The organism is Glaciecola punicea, assembly GCF_001756615.1.
Taxonomy (GTDB): Bacteria; Pseudomonadota; Gammaproteobacteria; order Enterobacterales; family Alteromonadaceae; genus Glaciecola; species Glaciecola punicea.
In genome coordinates this window covers 27,741-51,194 of record NZ_LZXY01000008.1, presented here as the reverse complement: position 1 = coordinate 51,194, position 23,454 = coordinate 27,741, and the positions used below count along the sequence as shown (strand labels likewise).

General features: G+C 43.7%; 21 protein-coding genes and 2 pseudogenes. 7 read left to right on the top strand and 16 right to left on the bottom strand.

Features of this window, described 5'->3' with window-relative positions; translation table 11 throughout:
- Nucleotides 1-9: 9 nt before the first annotated feature.
- Genes BAE46_RS10405 through BAE46_RS10395 form a run of 3 tightly spaced genes read right to left on the bottom strand, consistent with a single transcriptional unit; the run spans nucleotide 10 to nucleotide 3,517 of the window.
- Entirely contained in the window at nucleotides 10-1,842 is a 1,833-nt protein-coding gene (locus BAE46_RS10405) for a GldG family protein (RefSeq protein ID WP_070112722.1), read from the bottom strand.
- Complete coding sequence (locus BAE46_RS10400; protein WP_070112720.1) at nucleotides 1,842-2,576, bottom strand: ABC transporter permease subunit; 735 nt, start codon at nucleotides 2,574-2,576, stop codon at nucleotides 1,842-1,844. The genes BAE46_RS10405 and BAE46_RS10400 overlap by 1 nt, the downstream gene beginning before the upstream one ends.
- A complete protein-coding gene (locus tag BAE46_RS10395; protein ID WP_070112717.1) occupies nucleotides 2,573-3,517 on the bottom strand; it encodes an ABC transporter ATP-binding protein in 945 nt (314 codons plus the stop codon). The genes BAE46_RS10400 and BAE46_RS10395 overlap by 4 nt, the downstream gene beginning before the upstream one ends.
- Nucleotides 3,518-3,815: 298 nt before the next feature.
- Here BAE46_RS10395 and tsaA point away from each other — a divergent pair, with 298 nt between their 5' ends.
- The 4 genes and pseudogenes from tsaA to BAE46_RS15265 all read left to right on the top strand — a co-directional run.
- Nucleotides 3,816-4,514 (top strand): tRNA (N6-threonylcarbamoyladenosine(37)-N6)-methyltransferase TrmO, encoded by a 699-nt coding sequence (gene tsaA / locus BAE46_RS10390; RefSeq protein ID WP_244885008.1) that lies wholly within the window; start codon nucleotides 3,816-3,818, stop codon nucleotides 4,512-4,514.
- Nucleotides 4,515-4,623: 109 nt separating this feature from the next.
- Nucleotides 4,624-6,360, top strand: a complete 1,737-nt coding sequence (locus BAE46_RS10385; protein ID WP_070112713.1) for a proline--tRNA ligase — start codon at nucleotides 4,624-4,626, stop codon at nucleotides 6,358-6,360.
- A 52-nt stretch (nucleotides 6,361-6,412) separates the two neighbouring features.
- Nucleotides 6,413-6,580: pseudogene (locus BAE46_RS10380) on the top strand (MBL fold metallo-hydrolase); the annotation flags it as partial.
- 228 nt (nucleotides 6,581-6,808) lie between these two features.
- Nucleotides 6,809-7,116, top strand: a pseudogene (locus tag BAE46_RS15265) (transposase zinc-binding domain-containing protein); the annotation flags it as partial.
- Nucleotides 7,117-7,582: 466 nt separating this feature from the next.
- Here the strand turns inward: BAE46_RS15265 and BAE46_RS10370 are convergent.
- The 4 genes from BAE46_RS10370 to BAE46_RS10355 form a co-directional block, all read right to left on the bottom strand.
- The gene (locus BAE46_RS10370; protein WP_083256859.1) at nucleotides 7,583-8,050 is read right to left on the bottom strand and encodes a Csu type fimbrial protein; all 468 of its coding nucleotides are present in this window, start codon (nucleotides 8,048-8,050) and stop codon (nucleotides 7,583-7,585) included.
- A complete protein-coding gene (locus BAE46_RS10365) occupies nucleotides 8,047-10,257 on the bottom strand; it encodes a fimbria/pilus outer membrane usher protein (protein WP_171901028.1) in 2,211 nt (736 codons plus the stop codon). The genes BAE46_RS10370 and BAE46_RS10365 overlap by 4 nt, the downstream gene beginning before the upstream one ends.
- 152 nt (nucleotides 10,258-10,409) lie before the next feature.
- Entirely contained in the window at nucleotides 10,410-11,147 is a 738-nt protein-coding gene (locus BAE46_RS10360) for a fimbrial biogenesis chaperone (RefSeq protein WP_070112707.1), read from the bottom strand.
- A 131-nt stretch (nucleotides 11,148-11,278) separates the two neighbouring features.
- Complete coding sequence (locus BAE46_RS10355; RefSeq protein ID WP_171901027.1) at nucleotides 11,279-11,752, bottom strand: spore coat protein U domain-containing protein; 474 nt, start codon at nucleotides 11,750-11,752, stop codon at nucleotides 11,279-11,281.
- Nucleotides 11,753-12,402: 650 nt separating this feature from the next.
- Between BAE46_RS10355 and BAE46_RS10350 the strand changes: the two genes are divergently transcribed.
- Complete coding sequence (locus BAE46_RS10350; protein WP_070112703.1) at nucleotides 12,403-12,621, top strand: hypothetical protein; 219 nt, start codon at nucleotides 12,403-12,405, stop codon at nucleotides 12,619-12,621.
- Nucleotides 12,622-12,803: 182 nt separating this feature from the next.
- On the top strand, nucleotides 12,804-13,817 hold the full coding sequence (locus tag BAE46_RS10345) for a phospholipase A (RefSeq protein WP_070112701.1): 1,014 nt from the start codon (nucleotides 12,804-12,806) through the stop codon (nucleotides 13,815-13,817).
- A 238-nt stretch (nucleotides 13,818-14,055) separates the two neighbouring features.
- Here BAE46_RS10345 and BAE46_RS10340 read toward each other — a convergent pair whose 3' ends face one another.
- The 6 genes from BAE46_RS10340 to BAE46_RS10315 form a co-directional block, all read right to left on the bottom strand.
- Nucleotides 14,056-14,514, bottom strand: a complete 459-nt coding sequence (locus tag BAE46_RS10340) for a DUF6641 family protein (RefSeq protein WP_342341486.1) — start codon at nucleotides 14,512-14,514, stop codon at nucleotides 14,056-14,058.
- Between the two features lie 35 nt (nucleotides 14,515-14,549).
- Nucleotides 14,550-15,251 (bottom strand): hypothetical protein, encoded by a 702-nt coding sequence (locus tag BAE46_RS10335; protein WP_070112697.1) that lies wholly within the window; start codon nucleotides 15,249-15,251, stop codon nucleotides 14,550-14,552.
- Nucleotides 15,244-17,265: an acyltransferase family protein gene (locus BAE46_RS10330; protein ID WP_070112695.1), complete on the bottom strand. Its 2,022-nt coding sequence runs from the start codon at nucleotides 17,263-17,265 to the stop codon at nucleotides 15,244-15,246. Before BAE46_RS10330 ends, BAE46_RS10335 begins: the two co-directional genes overlap by 8 nt.
- A gap of 42 nt (nucleotides 17,266-17,307) precedes the next feature.
- Nucleotides 17,308-17,490, bottom strand: coding sequence for an H-NS family nucleoid-associated regulatory protein (locus tag BAE46_RS10325; RefSeq protein ID WP_070112694.1), 183 nt, complete (start codon nucleotides 17,488-17,490; stop codon nucleotides 17,308-17,310).
- 206 nt (nucleotides 17,491-17,696) lie between these two features.
- Nucleotides 17,697-17,999: a hypothetical protein gene (locus tag BAE46_RS10320; protein ID WP_070112692.1), complete on the bottom strand. Its 303-nt coding sequence runs from the start codon at nucleotides 17,997-17,999 to the stop codon at nucleotides 17,697-17,699.
- A 154-nt stretch (nucleotides 18,000-18,153) separates the two neighbouring features.
- Nucleotides 18,154-18,468: a DUF6626 family protein gene (locus BAE46_RS10315; protein WP_070112690.1), complete on the bottom strand. Its 315-nt coding sequence runs from the start codon at nucleotides 18,466-18,468 to the stop codon at nucleotides 18,154-18,156.
- 755 nt (nucleotides 18,469-19,223) lie between these two features.
- Between BAE46_RS10315 and BAE46_RS10310 the strand changes: the two genes are divergently transcribed.
- Nucleotides 19,224-19,793: a tyrosine-type recombinase/integrase gene (locus tag BAE46_RS10310; protein WP_070112688.1), complete on the top strand. Its 570-nt coding sequence runs from the start codon at nucleotides 19,224-19,226 to the stop codon at nucleotides 19,791-19,793.
- Here the strand turns inward: BAE46_RS10310 and BAE46_RS10305 are convergent.
- From BAE46_RS10305 to guaA, 3 genes are all read right to left on the bottom strand, one after another.
- On the bottom strand, nucleotides 19,790-20,455 hold the full coding sequence (locus tag BAE46_RS10305) for a hypothetical protein (RefSeq protein WP_070112686.1): 666 nt from the start codon (nucleotides 20,453-20,455) through the stop codon (nucleotides 19,790-19,792). The genes BAE46_RS10310 and BAE46_RS10305 overlap by 4 nt on opposite strands.
- 9 nt (nucleotides 20,456-20,464) lie before the next feature.
- A complete protein-coding gene (locus tag BAE46_RS10300; RefSeq protein ID WP_070112683.1) occupies nucleotides 20,465-21,700 on the bottom strand; it encodes a tyrosine-type recombinase/integrase in 1,236 nt (411 codons plus the stop codon).
- A 161-nt stretch (nucleotides 21,701-21,861) separates the two neighbouring features.
- On the bottom strand, nucleotides 21,862-23,439 hold the full coding sequence (gene guaA, locus BAE46_RS10295; RefSeq protein ID WP_070112681.1) for a glutamine-hydrolyzing GMP synthase: 1,578 nt from the start codon (nucleotides 23,437-23,439) through the stop codon (nucleotides 21,862-21,864).
- Between the last annotated feature and the right edge of the window lie 15 nt (nucleotides 23,440-23,454).

Here is a 23,454-nt window from a genome sequence, read left to right as displayed (position 1 = left end):
ATACCTACCCTAGACACTTGTTTTAGGCGCTCGCTTTCGACATACTTTAGCGATTAATAACAGCAGCAAAACAAGTACCACTGGCGCAAGTACAATATTGATGAGTTTAAGAATATCGCCTAAGGCCTCAATATCTCGCTGCAGCTGGAACTGCACCTCGCGAAGTGATTTTCTAATTGCCATTCTTTGCTCGGTAAAGCCGTTGATGGTCGCTTCTTGCTCGGCACTTAGAGCAACATTGCTGTCAGGAATTTGCAACTGAGCCAGGGCCTTTTCGGTTTGTTCTAACTGTTTCTGCAAGCGCTTCTCTTGTGCTCTAAAGTTTTCTTCTGCGATCAGCCGGATAGCCTGCACCCTTGTGAAAGGCCTATCAAAAGTGGCACGACTTCTAATGCCGATAAGACCATCACTACCGCTTAAGTTTTCAAGCGTATTGATGATAAAATCGCCATTATTAGCAAATGGTGTCGATACCATTTGCCCAAAAAAGTTACTGCTTTGCACCCAAAAACGATCTGCCGCTATATCAGCGTCGGCAATTACCACTAAGTTCAAGCTATTGGTTCGTCTTATTATATTTTCACCATCAGGCGCTTGAGCGTCAGCAAAGTGTGATACCGCGCTGCCTGAATAACGCGCCGCAAGGATAAATGCTTCGTCGCCTTTGGTAAAGTTTTCAGCAAACACTGCTGGGTTTCGTGTTGCCATATATCTTTGCGCTGGCATAAGGTCGTTAGCGGCAGATGAGCTTAGCAGAACTGTTTGCGACAGCAGGCTGTTTGAGCCTAAGGATAAAGTGCCAAAAGAGGCGCCGTTAATACTGTCTAAATCGGTAGTGGTGATATCGTTTGGGTTAATTTGCTCGCGAGTTAGGCCTAAAAAACCTAAGTGTCGAATAAGGCCACCAGCCGGATTCCGCACTTCTAGACCCGTTAAAGCATCAAGCACAACGTTTTCATTATCAAATTTAATGCCATAAGAGGCAAGTAAAGGCAAAAACGAACTATTAACCCCCACTGAGCCCATCTGCGCCATTAGGTCAGACTCGTAGTGGGCATCTACTAATGCCAAGGCCCTGCCTTGGCGCATTAAAAACTGATCGATACTGAACAGCAGTGCCTCATTTATATTTTGAGGATGCCATAGCAACAGCACGTCAGTGTTACCAGGTAAAGACTTAGTCGAACTGCTAATTAACGTGATATCGAACATCTTTTCAAGCTGCTGATACAAAACAAAGGCGGCTGTTGTTTTCCCATTTAATGGATTTTCACCGCCGGCAATTTCTAAATCAGTAACAATAGTTAACTTAGCAATCTCAGGCTCGTTTAAACTGTAGAGTAAAGTACTAATATCGTATTCTAAAAAAGCTTCTTTGCTGGGGTCGAAAAAGCCAATTACCATGGTGTCACCAAGGTTGTTTGTGCCGGCTAGACCAAAATAAATAGTGTTTTGAAAACTGCCTGTAGAAGCTGCTGTTAAACCAAATGCTGCAGCGCTGTCTTGGGCTTCTGAGAAGGGCTCAGGATCAATTATTTCTAGGTGTATATTGCCCTTGCCTAGTTTCACATATTCTTGCAGCAGACTTTGTACTCTTGCCTTATAGTCGCGTAGAGCCGTCATGCCGGTTGAGTTACTCTCAGAAAAAAACAGCTGAAGTGTAATAGGCGCTTTTGTATCAGCCGCTATTTTTTGACTACCTTTGCTTAATGAGTATATTTTTCGCTCGGTCAAATCAATGCCTACACTATTGGCATACATGTTATTGAACACCATTGCGCCTAAAAATAAAGCGCCAAGCAGGCCAAATATTATGATGTTAAAAAAAATCGTTTTTAGCATTAATGTGCCTTTTTCTGTTCAATTACCACATAAGCTGCAAACAGCCAAACCGCAATGCTTAGCACGTAAAACAAGACGTCGTTTAGCACAATTACGCCTTTTGCCATGTTTTGGAAGTGAGTCAAAAAGCTTAAACCAGCAATGGCATCAACTATTATGTTAGGTGCCCACATTTGGAATAAATCAATTACCACGGGCGAGCCTGCCAATACAAAAACGAAACAAATCACAATGGCTAAAATAAAGGCAACCACTTGATTTCGGGTAGTTGCCGACATGCAAATACCCACGGCTAAAAAAGTACCCGACATAAGCCAACTGCCTAAATAAGCCGCCAAAATAACCCCGTTATCGGGCGCACCTAAATAGTTAACGGTAACAAATAGTGGAAAGGTCATTAGCAAACATAAACCCAAAATTGCCCAGGCTGCAAAAAACTTCCCGAGCATAATTTGCATAGTGGTAATAGGCAATGTCATGATTAACTCTATACTGCCGCTTTTGCGCTCTTCAGACCACGTACGCATAGCAATAGCAGGCACTAAAAACAAATATAACCAAGGGTGGAAGTCGAAGAAACTAAGCAAGTCTGCCTGTCCTCTTTCATAAAATTCCCCAAACAAAAAGGTAAACACTCCCGACATAACCAAGAAAATTAGAATAAAAATGTAGGCCACAGGGGTCGCAAAAAAACTCGCAAACTCGCGTTTAAAGATAGTCAATGTGGCACTCATACTTGCTCCTGCTGGTTAGACTCAAGTGTAATTTTTCTAAACACATCATCAAGTCTGACCTCTTCAGGATACACCATGTCTACCGGCATTTGGTGATATTGAATATGTGAGGTAACTTGACCAAGAATATACCTGCCAGGCTGAGCAAAAACCGTCACATAATTAGTGCCTGGGGTGTGCGTCATATCTAACACACCGTCTATTTCAAGCAGGCCTGATATGTCACTTGCATAGCTTAGCTTAAGCGTCACGGCATTGTGTAAAGGCGACATTTTTTTCAAGGTTTCTGGTGTATCATCGAAGCACTTTTTGCCATTTGCGATAATAATAACGCGGTTACACACCGCAGCCACTTCATCAAGAATATGCGTAGACACAATCACCATTTTGTCTTTTGCCAAATTTTTAATAAGCTGTCTAACGTGGTATTTCTGATTGGGATCTAAGCCGTCAGTCGGCTCATCTAAAATTAAAATATTAGGATCGTGAATAAGAGCTTGTGCTAAACCTACTCTGCGTTTGAAGCCCTTGGAAAGATGCTCAATTTTTTTATTCAAAACCTGCTCAAGCTGCACTTGTTCACACACCTTGGCGATGGCTTGTTGGCGTGTGGTTCGCGGCATTCTCCTGACTTGGGTAATAAAGTATAGAAACTGATACACAGTCATATCGCTATAGGCAGGCGCTCCTTCAGGCAAGTAGCCAATATTTTGCTTTATTTTTAAGGCTTTGCGGCCTGATTGTGTAAAGCTAAGACCGTTTATTTCGATGGAGCCTGAAGACACGGGCAAAAAGCCGGTAAGCATTTTCATGGTGGTCGATTTTCCGGCTCCATTTGGGCCTAAAAAACCCACCACATCGCCGGGTTTGATTTCAAACGATAAATCGTCGACTACGCGGTGCTGATTAAATACCCGGCTGATATTTTTTACCGAAATCATGTTTTCCCTTGAGATTATTATGTAAGATGGAAGCCTACATGGTCGCAAAAATCCCAAGTGTTGGCTGAGTTTATTCTGCGCTTAAAAAGAATGTATTATAAAGCGCTTTATTGACCAACTATTATAATCAAATGTTTACACTTACTATGACAAATATTTAACGTTAAATCCACTTTCTTAAGCTAAAGCATTGTCTTTTTACGATGAGCTTAGGCCAATTTATACGCTTAATACAAGCACCGGTATATAAGCTTGCTTAAGAGCATTGTTCTACTAACCAACTTTTATGGACACACTTGTGACTCACTCAATCACTCCCATAGGACACATATTAACCCCCTTTACGCAAAAGTTTTCGATTCCACGTCAAGGCTTATCGCTAAGCTGTGCATCTGGCGAAATTGTGTTTAGTGAACATATTGATATCCCACAGTCTCTAGACGGCATTGAAGCGTTTTCGCACCTATGGCTGTTGTTTTTATTTCATGAAAACCTCGCACAAGGCTATAAAACGAAGGTAAGGCCGCCGCGTTTAGGGGGAAACAAAAAAATAGGCGTATTTGCTAGTCGCAGTAGCTTTCGTCCCAATGGCATTGGCATGTCAGTGGTCAAAAACCTTGGTATGAAAGACCAGCGTTTGCAGGTAGAAGGTGTCGATTTGTTAAGCAACACGCCCATTGTGGATATTAAGCCTTACTTGCCCTACGCAGATAGTGTGGCGCAAGCAAGCGCAGGCTTTGCCCAAGAAAAACCAAAGCCGCCTTTAACGCTTAAGTTTTCGACACAAGCTGCGCAAAAATTAACACTGCACCAAGCATGCTATCCCGCACTTACGACGCTGATCCATAATACCCTTAGTCAAGACCCTCGCCCTTCCTACAAAAAGCACAAACCAGACGATAAAATTTATTTTATGCAGCTCTACGATATTGAACTTAGCTTCTGTGTAATGGCCACTACCGCTGAGGTAATCGACATTTATCCAATCCTTACGTGAGCTAGGCTTATTTTAAATAAGCCCTAAGAATACATTTTAGCTTTAGTCTGCGCCCACACACTGCTAATATTCGAGGCATTAAAAACTGACGGTTTATTTATACTCTACTATGCGCACTACACAATATTTATTAGCCACACAAAAAGAAGTTCCTAGCGACGCGGACGTTGTTTCTCATCAGCTCATGTTGCGCGCCGGAATGGTCAGAAAACTCGCTTCTGGTTTGTACAGTTGGTTACCCACGGGGTTACGGGTGTTAAACAAAGTCAGTAAAATTGTACACGAAGAAATGGTCCGCGCCGGATCTATTGAAATCAACATGCCTGTGGTGCAGCCAGCAGATCTATGGCAGCAATCAGGGCGCCTAGAAGAATATGGCCCTGAGCTTTTGCGCATTCAAGACAGACATCAGCGCGACTTTGTGCTTGGGCCAACGCACGAAGAAGTCATTACCACTATTGTTAGCAACGATGTGAATAGCTACAAACAGCTTCCGCTTAACTTGTATCAAGTACAGACAAAATTTCGTGACGAAGTAAGGCCTAGATTCGGTGTTATGCGTTCTCGCGAATTTATAATGAAAGACGCCTACTCGTTTCATTTATCCATGGAATGTCTAAGCAACACATATCAAGATATGCACACAGCATACTGCAATGTGTTTGACCGCATAGGCCTAGACTACAGGTCTGTTATTGCCGATTCAGGCTCTATAGGCGGTGCGGTGTCACATGAGTTTCACGTATTAGCAGAATCTGGCGAAGACGATATCGCATTTAGTAATAGTTCTGACTACGCAGCAAATGTAGAGCTTGCCGAGGCCATTACCCATGCGGTTGCTGCTAGCGCCACCAAAGCGCTTGAAAAAGTAAATACGGGCGATGCAAAAACCATTGCTACGGTATCTGAATTATTGAGCATTAATGCAAGCCAAAGTGTAAAAACGTTAATTGTTGCCGCCAGCAGTGAAATTGACGCTGAGTTTGTAGCGCTTATTTTACGCGGTGATCATCAACTTAACGTCATAAAAGCTGAGAAACACCCGTGGATTGCCAGTCCTTTGGTAATGGCGCAAGAAGACGCCGTCAAAACCTTAGTGGGATGTGGTTTTGGAACACTTGGCCCTATCAAAATGCCTATACCGGTGTTAGTAGATAGAAGCGCCGCCGCCTGCAGCGATTTTGTATGCGGTGCAAACGAAGAAAACATGCATTTTACTGGCGTTAATTGGCAGCGTGATTTTAGCACAAAAGGGGCCAACGCGAGCGGTTTAGACAGCAGTATTGTAGTCGATTTACGCCAAGTCGTTGCGGGTGACCCGTCTCCCTGCGGCAACGGCACTTTAGATATTCGCAAGGGTATTGAAGTTGGGCATATCTTCCAATTAGGCGATAAATACAGTAAAGCAATGAACTGCGGCGTGCTAAGTGAAACGGGTAAGTACCAAGTCTTACAAATGGGCTGCTATGGTATCGGCATAACCCGCATAGTGGCCGCGGCAATTGAACAAAACAACGACAAGTACGGCATAATCTGGCCCGACGCTATCGCCCCTTTCAAAGTGGTGATCATTCCAATGAATATGCATAAGTTGCATCGAGTAAATGAAGTCGCCCAGAAACTTTACCAAGATTTACTCGACGCTGGCGTAGAAGTGTTGTTTGATGATCGTAAAGAAAGACCTGGCGTTATGTTTGCCGATATGGAATTAATTGGGGTGCCGCACAGCATTATTATTGGTGAGCGAAACCTCGATGAAAACGCCCTTGAATACAAAAATAGAGCCACTGGTGAAAAAATAATGTTGCCAATTGATAAAGTTGTTACCTTTATTACCGAAAAGTAAATAAGGCAGTTTCTATTTGCTCTTGAAGGGTGGCAATGTGTAAGACAAATACATGCAAGTAACATTTTATGGTGTACGCGGCACCATACCAAGGCTGGGTGCATATACGCTTCGCTATGGTGGGAATACCGCGTGTGTTCATATTCAACTTAACGATAAAACCGATATAGTGCTAGACGCCGGCACTGATATTCGTTTGATTGGTAAAAAATTTGTCAAAACAAAGACGCTTGGATGATAAGCAGCATAGACACTTAACGGACTAAAGCTATGTCGAGCTGACTAACGGCGAGAAGCGGCCGTTCGGTTATTGTAAAGTCAAGGCAGTATTTCGCTCCATTTGCATGCAAAAACCGTCTAGTGATCAGTCGAAAAGCTTCTTACCTTCTACCAGACTTTCATCCAAATAGGTCAATCAAGGATGATAGCTGTGCTGGCAATGCAGTAAACGGCAAAATACAAACGTCACCGACCGGAAAATACCTTGCTGTATCAACTGGTCGAGAGACATTACCCTGAATTCAAAGAAACCCTATCTGAACAAGGTAAACAATCGCCAAAATTTGTTGAGCGTGAGTTTGACGAGTTTCTGCGTTGTAGTCGCTTAGAGCACGGTTTTTGCGGGTCGTATGTGGCGACTGTAAACATGAGAAGCTCGTGGCGTTTAGTTGCAAGCGAAGAGGCTTTTGTCCCAGCTGTGGTGCTAGAAGAATGGCCGAAAGTGCCGCACTTTTGGTAGATGATGTATTACCCCAGTAACTGGCGCGGGATTACCCGATCCGCCAGTAAGTATTCGGGCCTGCCCATTCCACTTCGATTGCTTTTGGCGAGATATCCCAATGAATTAAGCAAAGTCATGGGGATTATTCACCGTGCAATATCCATGCACATTGTAAGTCTAGCTGGCTAGCAGGGACTGCGCAACGCTCGGTAACTGGCGAGTGAGGATACAAGCAAATGACGGCTGGCATATCAATGAAAACCTGCATTATTTCCCCTTAGTCAACATCAACCCACTCAAAAAGCCAGTTGTAACGAAGGGAAGTACATAGCGTTAATTCGTCTGATACTCTAACACTCTACGCTTTACATTCTTCAAAATAGTTTCACTTTCCCATAAGAACATAACTGATATTCAAAGAATGAAACAAAACTAGTTAAGCGGGTTCAGAATCTAGGCACGAGTTAGTATAGCCCCTAAGTCTTTAGGTCGTTGTACCGGCTAGTAGTTTACGATAACACTAATGGTATCGCTATATGCGCCAGCATACTTACCACGATTTGTGCTTAGAGGTATACGGCCATAGACCGTATGAATGTAGTTTTGGCCATTTACCGGGTTTGCAATGGTGACGGTGTAATTGCCGCCGGAACTGTTATCACCCCAGACTTGCTGGTGAGCAGCATCGCGATAGAGATTGTAGTCAAGAGAATAACTGCCGGAAATCATGCTGCGTTGATTATAGGTACCACTTCCGGATGAGAGCGCGATAGAGTAGACAGCAACATCAGTGCAGTTCACCGTTATACTGCCGGTGCTTTCTACAAATTTGAGGGTTAGTGGGCTAAAATTGCCGAAGTTGACAGCTGTGGCACTTATTTGGCAGACGGCCGCCTCCGTTCCAGAGACGATCATTAGACCAAACATGCACAACAGCATTCCATTTGGGCGTAAAGGCGCAGCTTTCATGGTTCTTCTCCACAAGTTAGCGGCCCAATACGCGGTTCTATAGGGCCGGAGGGGTCAAGTGTAAGAACCAGATGGCATTTGCCACTCTGCCATTCCACTGACAATTTGTTGCTATCAGCAAGGTCCATAAGATAGACCTCTCCGCGCTTACCGACGAGGAAACTGCGCTTACCAGGCGACACCGCTACGCGGGCGCCAGCTGGCACGATGGTACCATTAATCTGGCGTAACAGTATCTGTGCATTGCGTGATCGGCGCACGGGGAAATCGACGAACAGGCCACTGCGTGCAAACGGCACAGCTGTTTCTTTTACACTCTGGATCTCGATATCAAAAGGGAGCTCGGCCGGGTTAATAGTGAGGTGGTTTTCCTGAAAAGGGAGCAAATTTGGAACCAGGGTCATGCCGCTGCTGTTGGTCGTGGCGACCAGCTGGTTACTCCGGTAGATTGGAACATCTTCAAGTTGATCTACCTTGACCACAGCAAAACTACCAGCACCGATACGACGAGTGGCGAAAGCATGCCCGCCCAGCCAACCGACAGAGCCACTAGCACCCAGGCGAAAGGCTGCATTGTTGGCGGTATCACTGGCTTCGGCACTGAAACTGCCTTTGTTGGTATTTTGGGTAAGCCCCCCGTGCCACTGTCGGCTAGGGTCTTCACTGACGCCTAGGCGCCAACCAGACCCGAGACCGCCCGGTGGTGATTGGCTCAGCTCCGCCCGGTTGATTGTGTTACTGTTACCGCTAAAGTTGGTGTTGGCATTTGCTGTCCGTTGCCCTCCTAACGACAGGGTAAAGGTGACGCCACCGCTCCAGGCACGCTCAGGGCCTAGGTCCTGATTCACATAGCTGCTCAGATAAATATCCCATGGCAGTGATACTGACAGGCTTGCCGTGAGAAAATCCAGACTGTCATCGTTCCATGAAGATTGGTAAGTGTAGCTGATCCCCGCCGAGACATTTCCCGGAAGCAATGTACTAAGGCCTGCACTGAGTCGTTTGCGTGGTCTGGTTTCGTTTGGGGCTGCGGCGAACTGTACAAAATCTTGATCAAAGTACTCCCAGCGCAATGAAGTATTGCCCTTTGAAGTTCGACGTTCCAGACCGAACAAATAGTGGTTACCCTGAATGTCGTCGGTACTAGCAGTTGCCATTGCAACTTCCGCAGTGGCAAAGGTGCCAAGTAGCACAGCAAAATCGACCCCTACCGCTCGTCGATGAGGCTGAATCTCGAGGTGTACCCCTGCCGTCAATGCCGAGGTTAGTCCATACCGCCCTGTGCCAGACATGAAGCTATTGCCATAGTCGTTATTTTTTATGCCGTAATTCTCGCGTAATACTCCTGCTTCTAAAGAAAAATCAGATAAGCCTTCGGCCAGCAGACGAGGGGAAAAATAATAACTCTGGCTGATAACACTTTCTCGCCCAAGCAGATCACGCACGATCAGATTGATCTCTCCGGCACCGCTCATAACGGGCACATTGGTCAGCTCAAAGGGTCCGGGATTGACTTGTTCTGTGTTTTGTCGACGATTATTGATCAACACATCAATTGTGGAAGGCAAAGCCGCCGTTCCGGACAAATTGGGCATAGGCATCGAGATAAAACCGGGCCGCAGCGAAAAGTTGCGAGCCCAGCGGACACCTGCATAACGCGCCGGCCGACTCCAAGAGCCGCCATCGCTGACAGTATCGCCCAACACAAGCGTTTCCATTGGACCGGGGAGATCTTTACGCCAGTAGCTCTCCGTGCGCACAGCTTGATCATTTTGCCGGTTACCGCTCATTACGAGACCTGTTACACCCGACCCCCACTGACCAAAGGCTACCCCTTCAAGGAGAATACCGTGGCTCTCGTATCCGTGGTCCCCGCTGTTGATGTTGGCATCATAATCAAGAAAGAAACCGGGTTTGACGACATTGGGGAGTGAAACAGACACACTACTCTGGTAGATTTTATTGTCTATGAAAGCGGATGCCGGAGTGGTAACTGTCAAAGTCATCTGGTTCAGGTCTAATTTGTAGGTCAGGCCAGGGATCGATTCCAGTGCGTAGCCATACTGATTGCCTGCCAGCATTAGGGGCTCGCAATCAGGCAATCGCAGGCGAGCTGTCCGCCAAACGGAAGCTCTTAGAACAAGACGGCCATCTGTAAGCTTTTCCGCACGAACAATTTCAGGCTGGAGTTGGGTGTTAATGGTCATTATAAGTAACAGTGTTTCAGCATGCCCAGTATTATTGCCATCGCCTCGCGTAACGGCGGGCGTGGCCAAGGTCAGGAGTGCCGTGCTGAGCAGGATAAAGACTTGAATCCACAAAGCTTCAATTTGGCGTTCAGGAGATGAGGGAGTCGGGGTCACCGACTTGGATTTGCCAACTCAAAAGTCATCTGTCCATCCGAAGTCTCTGCAGTGACGGTCAATTGCCCGGCAGAGGCTGGCGGCGAGGCGAACGTCCATTGCTTCCAAGCGCCAGCTAAGACGCGGTTACCTGCATCTAGATTCTCTTTCCAATTTATTCCATTCACAATCAGGCTCTGCACCTGCACATATTGGTCGCCGTCGTTTACCAGACGCACGCAACCGCGTTGTGCCGAATTCGCACAACTTTCAAAGTGCGGTCTTGGGCCGACCTTGCCAGTTCCTGCAACAAATACCGGAAGACGGTGCGAGAATAAAAGGTTGATACCATCCCCTTTTCTTTGACCTTCAATATTGCTCACATCATCCAACACCAGGCGGTAGGCGCGTTCTGCAACCGCAACAGTTGGATGTCTCAGCGTGACTCGGAAAATCTGAACTCCTTCTGCCTCGATCTTGGCGATTGTTGGTGCAACCAGCAGGTCAGTGCTTTCTTCGAGAAGGTCTTCGCCGTTGGCCTGAGTCCATGCAAGGACTTCACTCTGCAAGATCAATGGCGAATCCGAATCATTGCTGACGGTGACTGTCACCACTGAATGGATTGGCGATAGCTCTACTTTCACTGGAGATATAATCACGGCCCACGCACTGCTAGAAAGGAGGTTACCAATGACAATAATAGCCAACAGGTATAACTTTTTGCTTTTCAAAATGAAATTGGTGGATACAGTCATAAATAAAGACTCTTAGTAACGTTCATAAATAGATTAAAAAAATCGTTTACCTTGCAGAATTGCAGCTAGGCTATAACACTCATTTTCTTCTCTTGTTGGTGAAGGGCAAAGCCAGAGGTGCCCTATAAAAATTAGTACTCCACGTTGATAATGATTACCGCTTTATAGATACCAGGATCCTTACTTTCGTGGTCTGCTGCCTTTATAAGCCCATTTAGCTGCACTGGCCGTTCGGTGCCGTCTGCAACGAAGGAAGCAATCGCTTCACCTGGTAACGCTGTAGGCAAGGCATTAGTCAGTGCCGTAGCCGGAGTTTGCCCAAGACTAAAGGGAATTTCGACGGTACCGGCGCCAGGACCTTTCAGGAGCCGAGGCGAGTCAGACCAGATAAGCGGCGTAGTCCCAGCGGTGCACGTAATTTTCAGCGACCCTGCTGTATCCGCAACGAGATCTTGAGTCGAAAAAGGCGAGAATGAAGGGAAGACCATTGTGGCGGAGCTTACAGAGCAAGCTTGACCTATGGTCGCGGTAACGGTCATCGTTCCGGGTGAAGTATCCGCCATTGCCATATTGGCCATGCTCAGTGCAACTCCGCATGCTGCCAAAGTAAATAAATTACTTTTCATCTTTCACTTTATTCTCCATGACAAGATCTCACTCACCCGTTATTGAACCATCCCAAACCCTATTGATGTAACCAACTCTCTAATGTTCAAGTGACTTACATCACCGTTCGTTTATCCCACGCCATGCTATCTACTCAACCAAATTCAAACTTACATTAGTTAAGTTAAAAATAGCATGAAGTAGTTACATTTTCTAACACCCTATAGTTTAATTTTTCCATAGACAGGCAATTTACAATAGTGAAATAATACCATACTATGACAACCCAAGCCAAAGGCGTCAAGTCTTGACTTCAGACGTCATAATCAATGACAGTCTGCTTCTCGTTCATTGCAGCCTGCCAGCTTTATTTTGCTTTAGTCTCCTATGTGCCATTTGTGATCATTTGAGACAACCTCATTCATTATTCCTTGAGCACATTCAAGCTGAATCAAAAATGTATGGTTAATAAAAGTTAAGCAGCATTTAGAGGATGTTCAGTTTCAAACATTAATTCCCTTATTTTCGCACTATTTATATTTACGGCTAGTCTCAGTTTCAGACTTTCCGATATTCAGGATAGATTTACGTGAGTAACCTCATGGGTTTAAAGATGCCTTGAGTCCCAAACATTAACTCAATCATACATATGCTAGCAAAATCAACTTTGGTGCATTCGGTAGCACAGGAGGCGATTAAACTAGCACTAGCCGCAAGCGTTAAAAAGCTCGCGCTTTGCAGCCATAATCCACAGTGCAGCAATGCCGTGGAAGAAGGGATTGTTGAACATACTAATCTAATTATTGCGATTGGCGGCGCCAGTACAATAGTGTTTGCTACAAGTGGAGGACTTGTGATTATTGCTTGATTACTTTGCAATTAATTTACCATTACCATGTAAACCCACCGTTTTATTACCGCCTCAACGCTTGCACATAGCATAAGGCTTATGCATTTTACGATATTGTTCGGTATCTTTTGATGTATAATTGTGTATATCTTATCGTTTAACCTGCAATTATACTCACATTGCGATACAAGGACTTAACCTTGAAAAAGCCATTCGCTAGCATATTTATAGCCTTCTTTTTATTCATTTATCAGTGGCCAATGGCAGTGGCAAGTAACGAAATGGTTGTTTTACCCGCTATAACACTTTTTGCTATAATAGCGCCAAAAACCACTGCACAAACGACGCAAGAAAAAGTTGATACACAATCTACAGAGCTTAAAAATGTAAGCGGTAGTGCACCGGTAAAAACATTGCTAAGTGAAAAATTCGAGAATGAACGTGAAGCTAATCTAAATTCTTTCTCACTTGTTCAGCATAATCCAAACTACCTTTTGCCGATAAGCTATTCTCCCAACCCAAACTCCATATCGTTTGATGGCATAGACGACGAGCAGATTGACCGCTTTGAAGCCAAATACCAAATAAGTGTAAAAACCCCGCTGTGGCTCCATCAAGACGATGCTTCGGGCGTATATTTTGGTTTTACTGCGGTATCCTTTTGGCAAGTATACAATGATGAGACCTCTAAGCCTTTTCGAGAAACAAATTATCAACCTGAGGTATTCTACCAATTTAATACTGACACATCCCTTGCCGGTTACAAATTCAATTTGTTTCGAATAGGCTTAAATCATATGTCAAATGGTCAGTCGGGCTTAAAGTCACGTAGCTGGAATCGCATTATCGCAACAGCGCTGTTTAGCGATGAAAATACAGCATACTACATACGCACGTGGGTAAGACTGCCTGAAGATGCTAAAACATCGCCGCTTGATCCCCTAGGCGACGACAATCCTGACATTAATGATTACTATGGAAGAGTGGAATTAGGCTTCGGCTATCGTTTGGGTGAATTAGACATTGCTACTAGCATTAGAAATAACCTGTCTTTAGGGGATAATCGCAGCGGCGTTGAGGTAAACATTACCTACCCCTTTAACAAGCGCTACGATTTACTTGTGCAGTTATTTAGTGGCTATGGAGACTCTCTTATTGACTATAATCTTCACAAACAGCGGGTGAGCATTGGCGTACAAATACGCTTTTTATAGTGACCCAAAGACCTTTTTCTATTCCCACTCAGTAGCAACGTGGTTTTTAAACTGTTTAATATCAAGCACTTAATTCCACCTCATAGTACGTGTGTAACAAGTGTGTAACTCACCAATCACTCTGCACGTTTTTTCTACGCGTGTGAGACTATTGCAATTCAATAGTTTACGCAATCAGCACTTGCACATTGTACGACGAAGAACGTGCTGAATTATACACGTTCTTCTGTTCTTCTGTTCACTTGTTCTTTAGTGTCAAACGTCTGCCAAACTGCGCTTGTTGTTCTATCAGCGCATCTAACTCACCTAGTTCAGCAGCCTCTCGCAACTTACGAAGTGTATCAACTACATCAGCTTCGCTAGCTAGTTCGATGGCATTCTTACCTTTAGCAAACTCTAGTGGCTTGCTGCCATAGCGCACCACTAGGTTTATCTTTCCATCAACACTAGCAGTCCACCAACGCTTAACACGTTTGGCAACTTCAACTTTGGTTTGTTTACCTTCGTCATCAGTAACCCATTTATGCTGCGTGGGCGTGTAGTCTTTGTTTGTTGCAAGTTGGATTTGTTCATCTATCTTTGCCATCAACTTGCGACGACGAACAGCGATGGGGTTGTTGTTTTGAAGTGGGTTAAATGCAACGAAATTCAGTGTATCAAGTACAGTCATAACAGCCTCCTTGTTAGCTAAAAGCATTGTGCTTTCAGAGTTCGGTGGCTGTCATCCGAAGATTAGTCGTCAGTGTTCAGAAACTTTTCAAGCATCAACCTATCACCTTTGGACGATACTACTGTGTCTCTACCGATGCTACAAATTGCACGTTCAACAACACCTATTTTTACGTCAATCTTCTTCACTAAACGACTATCGTCACTCAGCTTCTCTATACTACGTGATGTAACCAAGCGTGGTAAGTTGCCAAGACTTGCATCAATTAAACTACCGTGTCCAAAGTCTAAATTTCTATCAAACCAAATCTGTAAGCTAGCATCAGCAGCAACAATTTCTTGAAGTATCTCTAGCGCATCTTCACATAAGCTTTCGCACTTGCTGTCCAACTTATATGCTGCAGACTTCTTACCCTTTCGATGGTAAGCATCAGAACGATTACGCATCATAATAGCTTCTTTTAACTTATCCTCGTAGCGTTTCAATTCGTCTGGCTTGTCTTTTAGTTCTTCTCGCATTTCAAGCTGTTCTTGCCATTCTATGTCAACTTGTGCGTATTCATCTTCACTTAGCCAAGTTTGAAGCTGACGGTTTTGCACGTTTTCTCTACGCCTTAACTTTTCTGCTATATGTTCGAGTTTAAATAGTCGCCTTTGTTCATCTGCAGTAAGTGTGCGACGTGGATTAGTTTTATCTAAGCGTTCTTGCAGCAACTGAAGAATGTTACTAATTGATTGCTTTTGATTGTCGTACCACTCACTCATTTGAATTTAGAAAGAGCTTCCGCATACAAGACTCTTTAGGATGCATTCCATCGTAGAATTCGTCATTGCTGCAACCAACTAAATCTCCATCATATGAACCGTTAATACCTACATCATTGCGGCTAGCGAAATCTCGAAACCAATCTTCTATTTCAAGAAAAATAGGCTTTTTTGATGCCATCAGTTGATAAAGTTCAGGATGATATGGCGAGAGGATAAAGTTAACCTTCACCCCATTGGATTGTAGGTATGAAACAAACATTTCTAAGTTTTTTATAGACTGATTATCATATTCGAAGTCATCCATTGCGTAATTAAGCAACTTAACAAATTCTGAGCTTATTTCTCTTGCTTGGTTAATATAGGTTTCGTTGTAGACATGAGAACCATCGTAAGCTTTTTTTGCGACAGCTTCTATGCTTCCATCTATTGGAATAGAAATATTTTGTAGAGACAAAATATTTCGCAACGAATCTAGTATAGATTCATCAGAATCTTCAGTTGATTGGTAGTCTTTTAGGCTAAGAAAAGGATAAGGTGTTTCATTACTAGACATTAATCCTTTCCAATGGCTATATAAATTGTAAATTGATCGGTATCTATTCTGACCATCATTGCTATTTATAAGCCAGGGGTCCGCTGCAATGTAAATTGTCTGATAATTTAGCTTAGTCAGTGCTTCAAGGCCAAAAGCGATATCATCTTCTATTGAAGCTCCACTTACTGTAAAACTTTGAATATCTTTTCCTATTATCTCTGAAGTTATCTGCATCACACGGCTTGAGCCCACAATTATGCTATCGACGTTTGAAAGTGGATACAAAAGTCGCGCTTCTATAAACTTTCTTTGATCCATATTTTCAAAATAGACAAATTGATTTTGAGAGAGCATCTTTGCTAACTTGTATTCGCTACCATTTGATACTTGCTTAGATGCATAGCCAACTGCAACAAGAACAACTAGTGCTCCGAAACTCATAATGAACATTGAACTGCGTTGTATTAAATCCTTATTGCGGAACGGTGCTTCAATATATTTCCAACTGAAGTAGGCACAAATAAAAGTTAACCCAATCAATATTAAAGAAATTTCAGTGTCCATCGAAACTTGGTTTTTAAACACCCTCGTAAATGCAAAGATAGGCTGATGCCAGAGATATGCTGAATAGCTAATCAACCCAATGCCAACAAACGCCTTAGTACTTAAAATTTTTGCGACAAAGGTGTCTTTATCAGCGTAGAGAACAAGGAAGACAACACCTAGTACTGGCGCTAATGCGTATACACTAGGAAACGGTGTAGTTTCATCATAGAAAAAGATGGAGAAGATAATTGCGGCTAAACCAATTAGTGCTAAGGAGTTGTTTTTTTGCACACCGCGCTTATGCACTATAAAGGCTGAGATGGATCCAAAAAATAACTCCCAAGCACGAGTTGGTGCAAGATAAAAATTAGCTCCAGCGTTGTTTCTCCAACCCCATTCACTTGTTAAAAAGCTAACTGCTAGCATCATAACAATCATCCAAAAAACTCTATTAATACCAAAGCGCCAAGCAATAATTAAAAAGAGTGGAAACAATACGTAGTATTGTTCCTCTACTGCCAAGCTCCAAGTATGCAACAAAGGATTCAGCTGAGCCGATTCAGCAAAATAACCTTGCTGTAACCAAAAAACAACATTCGATAGAAATAAGGAAACACCAATCAAGCCATTACCGAATTTGTTTAGCGCCACGTCTGATAGTAAAACCCAAGCAAATACTGAGCTTATGATCATTACAAATGATAGCGCTGGCAGTATTCGTCGCGCTCGTCTTTCGTAAAAGTTAACGAGGCTGAAACGCTGGCTCTCTAGATCTTCAATGAGGATTGTAGTAATCAAGTAACCACTGATTACAAAGAACACATCAACGCCTACAAAGCCCCCACTAAACAGCTCAAATCCAGCGTGGAAAAGAATTACTGGGACAACAGCTAGTGCTCGCAAGCCGTCTATTTCAGCGCGATATTTCATATAAACAATCCGTTAAGTAGCATTTAGGTGGGAAGGTAAACTTTACTTCTCTTTTGGTTTTCTGCCTTCAGCAATTGAGCCCTTAAGCATCCCAGCCGTAAAGCCAAACTCTTTGCATAACCGCTTCACTTCTTTGAGTGCGTTAGCACGTTCATTCTTCTTTGCTTCAGCCATCTTCTGCTGGATAATTTCCATCTCAGCTTTAAGTTCGTCATACGATTTCATCACACATCTCCTTCGAATAAGTGTCTATGTCATAATATAGATTTTAACGAAAGTTTGGAAGCACGTTTTTTTGACGTCTAGTGCTGTGTGTTGTAATTAGACAAAAGTATTTACACAGCGCCTCACTATGCCAGTCAGTCATTGTGTCAACCACACTGACATACAGCTATAAACCGTGCAGTTTTGACGGTTTTAACTATAGTAACTTACTGGTTTCGTTGATTCGGTAGCGGTGGTTGCGGACGAATAGGCGTAAAGTCTGTTCGTTCTGTGTCTTTTGGTGTCGTCTGTGGTGGTGTTTGTTTCTTGACTATCTTCGTCTTAGGAACAGCTACTGTCCGTGTCACTGTCTCTGGCTTAGCCATCTTCTTTGCTAATGCTACTACGCTGCTGCTAGTGCCTAGCATCAACTCAAGTGCTGCCCACTTTGTTTCATCATCCACACGCTCTATCTCACCACGTATGGCTTTTAAGCCTTGCTGTATGTCTTGTAGTGCACTCTTGTTCATACTGTTATTTAGCAACTTGTAGGGTGGGGTGGGTTAAAATCACCACCACACTTCTGTAAGTACTCCACCACAAGAATCCGCTGCACGAAATTTTGATACTTAAAACCCAATTTCGGATGACGACTTTGCTCGTTTGAAGTTACAGTGTTACTTGTCAAACTCTCACCTCGTCTTTCCACCACCCCACAGCATCAGAATTTATCTGCTTGTGACAACGTTCGCTGAGTTCAATGAACTGTTTGGCAAGCTGTGCGTGACGCTCTGTAGCCGTCATACAGCGTCCGTAGTGCTGCAGCTTGCTTGCACATATAGCCAAGGTACCAACACTTGGTTTTGCGCGCTTAAAACGCAGCGTACGCACGTAGCACTCGCTTCTGCACAGCCAATCTCTGCTAAATTCACTCTCACTGCTCACAGCACCAATCTGCTGCAATAACTCAAATACGTCGTTTAGAACCGTTTTCTGCATCCTTTTTTCCTCTGTTGATAAATAACTATATGCACAGCTTGTTAATGTTGCTGTGTATTTAGCACGTGTTGCTAGGTACAAATGAGATTAAGGTTGGTACGCCGATTGAAATAGTACTGCTGATGCCTTCTGATGTGAGAGGACAAGCAAACGGACTGCTCATTGTCTGCTTCAATGCACTACCCCAGTGATGCTGGGATGCCTTAAACGACACACCTATGTGTGATTAACGATTTTGCATTGCCGTAATGGTTGAATAGGAACACCTATTGTAAAGTGAGTTGGAAATGTCATTAAACCAACAAAGTCGCTGCGCTGCTTCTGGCTGGCTCGCAGCAATGACTTGCGTAAGACAGCACGTAATAGGTGATAGCAAAACCTACCTTCCTCGTAACAGAGTTGTGTAAGCCCAGTTGTGTAATCCTCAGTAAATGAGCGAAGAACTACAGTCATTGCCGTTTACGGCTTTGACTTGTTCTTCCTAGTAAATGAGTAATAGATAATTATTCATACAAAGAAATTAACGCTGTGTTGTTTGAGATTGAGCGAACGCGAAAGAACAAACGGCACAAGTAGTGTTAGCGAAGCTGACACTTAAACAGCACTTAAGAATATGTAAGAAAACAATGATTATCTTACTTTTCTACATAAGTCTTTGAATTATGGAAGGTATTTATAAGGCACATTCTGGTTGCTCAATACAAACATCAGAAAATACACTGTATGTACGAAAATATTACATTTAGGTGGTTTAGATGGCACAAGCAAAGACACTTAGCAAAGCAGAACTAAAGCAGCTGTTAGACGTAACTAATTCGTGCAGTCGTTATTCACAGCGTGATGCAACGATGCTGCTGTTTACGCACTTGTGTGGTTTACGCATAGGGGAAGTGGCTGCGCTGCGTTTTGACGACATACTTGATGCAAACGGCAACGTACGAGACGAAATGACACTTGATGCAGCACGTACCAAGTCCAAAAGAGCACGTAAGATATTTCTGCCAAAGCAGATGCAGCGTCAGCTAAAAGCATACACAAGCAGCGTAGCAAAGCGTCCACAGCACGGTTATTTGTTCTCTACACAAAAGGGTGCACGATTTAGTGCAAACACTGCTACACAGCATCTACAACGCTTGTACGCACGTGCTGGAATTGCTGGCGCTACGTCACACAGTGGCAGACGCACTTGGCTTACTGCACTTAGTCAGCGAGGCGTTAGCGTGTTTGTGCTAGCAGAGATGGCTGGGCACAGAAGTATTCAAACAACACAGCGCTATGTTTCAGTTAACGACGAGATGAAACGCAACGCTGCTGAGTTGATTTAGCTTACAGAGAAGTCAAAGAATATCTGTGTGGATACTTTGTCATCTTTACTGTTTGGCACCAATTTATTGCCTTCAGAACGGCAATTGTATTGCTCCTCTAACATCTTTTTGTTCTGTGGATAATCACTATTTAACATACGATACACTCCGTTATGTTCATCTAATTGAGTGAAGTAACGAACACTGCTTTCTGTCCAATACGGCGTACCCAATGTTAAACGAGTGTTAGTTGCCTTAGCTATATGTTGTACAGCTTTTTCATTTTCCAAAGCGATAACGTGATTGTGAGCTGTGCCTTCAATTAAGTCTGCATTACGCTTTGCGTCATACCAGAATGTTGCAATTTTCTCATTTCCATACACATCGCTTTGCGTAACATCAACATACTCACCTTCTGGAGTTTTCCAAATACTATGAAACATCCAAATGTACATACCATTACGGTAAAGTTCTTTCTTACGCATCAACAACCAACCACCAATTCGCTCACCACCAATTCTGTCAACTAAGTCTTGTACGTTTTGGTGACAATTCAGCACTACGCCAGTTCCAGTTACACCTTTAATGCGACGTTTAATAAGATAACAATCATCGCTAGACACTTGCTTCATAGCTTCACTAATCACTTTAGGAAGCTTGTTTGTGTAGTTAGTACCAATCATTCTCACTCCTTAAAGCACTTCAATAGTGCCATCTGCGTTACGTCTGTAGTCAGCTACAGCGTTAGTTAAACGGATTTCGTCGTTAAGGTGGTAATACGTCTTTTCAATCTGTGCCACGCTAGTGCCACACATATCTGCTATCTGTCTAAACGTTAAGCCACTCATAATGCGCTGCGTAATCATAAAGTGTCGTAGGCTGTAGGGGACTAAGTCACGTGTTTCCCTATCTGCAATATCTGCTAACTCAATCATCTTGTGCCAGTGATACAACATCATACGTTGTGTGATTTGGTTTTCACCATCAATCGTAAACACAAGTTCATCTGCGTTCGTTGGTTTAGCAATTTCGCGCAAGCGTTCGAAGTACTGTCCGTTACGACACAAGAAGGTACGGCTTGTGCGCACTTTACTTGTCTCAGCACGTACGTGAATACGTGCTAGCGTTTGCTCCGTACTGTTTGCTGAATGTCGCTCTAGCTGCACATCACTCCAACGTAACTGTCGCTGTTCACCAACTCGTAATCCACTGTTAGCTGCAACTAGCACATAGTGCTGCACGATTTTTCGCACTCTAAGCTCAGCGTCATCTAGCTTGTTGTGTTTGGCACAGTAAGTACGCATTGCGCGATAGAGTGTTTCGTATTCATCGTTAGTCAGTGTTGCACGACGTATTGCTTCGTTGCCTTTGTCCAAGCGTGGTAGCTTCTTAAATTCAAAGCCGTCTATGTGCGTTTCGCCATTCTTGTGCAGCCACTTCATCAATGCATTTATAGTGCTTTGTTCGTTTTGTACTGTGACTTGTTTGACTTTGGTGTTGGTGCTTTTGTGGCGATGGTAGAAGTAGTTTTCGCAATCAGTGCGTTCTAGCTCTTTGAGCTTGGTGTCTTTGCCAATGAAGCTAAGGAAGTGCTGAAGGTGTGTTGCGATTGTTGCTAAGCGTCCCTTAACAATATGCCCTAGTTCAACGTCACGTTTGCGAAAGCTCAAGTACTTCTCGACACCTTCTTTTGTAGTTATGGAGAAGTAACTCTTACCTTGCTGCAAGTTGCCGTAAATCTCTAAGTAAGCTGCTTTGCCACGTTCAATTGCTGTGCTTTCGCTGCGTGTGCGTAGGCTTTTACGTGCGTACTTGTTCTCTTTAGGCAACCACAAGCGAAACTGCCAATACTCGCCTCGCTTGTACACACAAGCTTCGTCAAATATGGCTATTTCGCCTTCAGCAAAGTTTTGTTTTTTAAGTACCACGTTTGCTCGCAGAGTTACTATTATTTTCAGTAGTCACACGTTTGTGCAACATTCTGTGTAACTGTACGAGAAAACTTCAATTAAATCAACGATTAATTTTATACGTGAAACAAATGTGTAAGTTAATTATTGTTTAATATCAATAACTTACACTAGAATAACTACTCCCATTCTATGGTCGCAGGAGGCTTACCTGAAATATCGTAAACAACTCTGGAAATGCCATCAACTTCATTAATAATACGATTAGAGACAATGCCCAAAAACTCATACGGTAAATGCGCCCAACGCGCAGTCATAAAATCAATTGTTTCAACGGCTCTTAAAGATACGACCCAGTCATACTTGCGCATGTCTCCCATAACGCCTACCGACTTGACCGGCAGAAATACCGTAAAGGCTTGGCTTACCTCGTGATAAAGGTTATGACGATGTAGTTCTTCAATAAAAATGGCGTCGGCTTTACGCAGTAAATCACAATATTCTTTTTTAATTTCACCCAGTACTCTTACCCCTAAACCCGGTCCAGGAAAAGGATGGCGGTAAAGCATGTCGTAAGGCAGCCCTAGTTCAAGGCCTATTTTGCGCACTTCATCTTTAAATAATTCACGTAAAGGCTCTACTAAGCCCATTTTCATATCGGCGGGCAGACCGCCTACATTATGATGTGATTTGATAACGTGTGCTTTACCTGTTTTAGAGCCTGCCGACTCAATTACATCGGGGTAAATGGTGCCTTGAGCAAGCCATTTCGCATTGGCTAACTTGCTTGACTCTTCATCAAATACATACACAAACTGATTGCCGATGATTTTGCGTTTTTTCTCTGGGTCGGTTTCGCCAGCCAGTGCGTCCAAAAATCTCTGCTGCGCCTCAATCTTGATGATATTTAAGCCAAAGTGATCGCCAAACCTATCCATTACTTGCTGACCTTCGTGCAAGCGAAGTAAGCCGTTGTCAACAAACACGCAGGTTAGTTGAGCACCAATAGCTTGGTGCAACAGCATCGCCGTAACAGAAGAGTCAACGCCGCCTGATAGGCCAAGAATAACTTCGTCATCACCCACCTGTTGTTTTATCCGTGCTACCGCATCTTCAATGATTGAAGCGGGTGTCCATAATTTTTCACAGCCGCAAATGGCCATAACAAACTGCTGCAGAATACGTGAGCCTTGTTTAGTATGCGTGACCTCGGGATGAAACTGCACGCCATAAAATCTCTTCTTTACGTTTACCATGCCAGCGTGCGGGCAGTTAGGCGTTTGTGCGATAGTTTCAAAGCCAGGCGGCACTTCTATAACCTTGTCACCATGACTCATCCACACGTCTAATAGTGCATTTCCCTGCGCGTTTATGCCATCTTCAATTTTATCAAACAAATGTGAAGGCTTCGGCAGTTCCACTTGCGCATAGCCAAACTCGCGCATATCAGAACCTTGCACTTTGCCGCCTAACTGATGCGCCATTGTTTGCATGCCGTAGCAAATACCTAAGACCGGTACACCTGCATTAAAAACATACTGCGGCGCGCGCGGGGAATTTCCCGCGCTTACCGACTCAGGACCACCCGACAAAATAATACCATCTGGTGCAAATTCTCTAATGTACTTTTCATTTACGTCCCAGGCCCAAAGTTCGCAGTAGACGCCTATCTCACGTACGCGCCGGGCGATGAGTTGAGTGTACTGTGACCCAAAATCAAGGATAAGAATTTTCTGACTATGAATATTAATCGACATTAAATGTCCTAAAAA

Coding starts and splice junctions, on each gene's coding strand:
- BAE46_RS10405 (WP_070112722.1), bottom strand. CDS start 1,842: ATGCTAAAAACGATTTTTTTTAACATCATAATATTTGGCCTGCTTGGC.
- BAE46_RS10400 (WP_070112720.1), bottom strand. CDS start 2,576: ATGAGTGCCACATTGACTATCTTTAAACGCGAGTTTGCGAGTTTTTTT.
- BAE46_RS10395 (WP_070112717.1), bottom strand. CDS start 3,517: ATGATTTCGGTAAAAAATATCAGCCGGGTATTTAATCAGCACCGCGTA.
- BAE46_RS10385 (WP_070112713.1), top strand. CDS start 4,624: ATGCGCACTACACAATATTTATTAGCCACACAAAAAGAAGTTCCTAGC.
- BAE46_RS10370 (WP_083256859.1), bottom strand. CDS start 8,050: ATGAAAGCTGCGCCTTTACGCCCAAATGGAATGCTGTTGTGCATGTTT.
- BAE46_RS10365 (WP_171901028.1), bottom strand. CDS start 10,257: ATGACCATTAACACCCAACTCCAGCCTGAAATTGTTCGTGCGGAAAAG.
- BAE46_RS10360 (WP_070112707.1), bottom strand. CDS start 11,147: ATGACTGTATCCACCAATTTCATTTTGAAAAGCAAAAAGTTATACCTG.
- BAE46_RS10350 (WP_070112703.1), top strand. CDS start 12,403: ATGCTAGCAAAATCAACTTTGGTGCATTCGGTAGCACAGGAGGCGATT.
- BAE46_RS10340 (WP_342341486.1), bottom strand. CDS start 14,514: ATGCTTTTAGCTAACAAGGAGGCTGTTATGACTGTACTTGATACACTG.
- BAE46_RS10335 (WP_070112697.1), bottom strand. CDS start 15,251: ATGAGTGAGTGGTACGACAATCAAAAGCAATCAATTAGTAACATTCTT.
- BAE46_RS10330 (WP_070112695.1), bottom strand. CDS start 17,265: ATGAAATATCGCGCTGAAATAGACGGCTTGCGAGCACTAGCTGTTGTC.
- BAE46_RS10325 (WP_070112694.1), bottom strand. CDS start 17,490: ATGAAATCGTATGACGAACTTAAAGCTGAGATGGAAATTATCCAGCAG.
- BAE46_RS10320 (WP_070112692.1), bottom strand. CDS start 17,999: ATGAACAAGAGTGCACTACAAGACATACAGCAAGGCTTAAAAGCCATA.
- BAE46_RS10315 (WP_070112690.1), bottom strand. CDS start 18,468: ATGCAGAAAACGGTTCTAAACGACGTATTTGAGTTATTGCAGCAGATT.
- BAE46_RS10310 (WP_070112688.1), top strand. CDS start 19,224: ATGGCACAAGCAAAGACACTTAGCAAAGCAGAACTAAAGCAGCTGTTA.
- BAE46_RS10305 (WP_070112686.1), bottom strand. CDS start 20,455: ATGATTGGTACTAACTACACAAACAAGCTTCCTAAAGTGATTAGTGAA.
- guaA (WP_070112681.1), bottom strand. CDS start 23,439: ATGTCGATTAATATTCATAGTCAGAAAATTCTTATCCTTGATTTTGGG.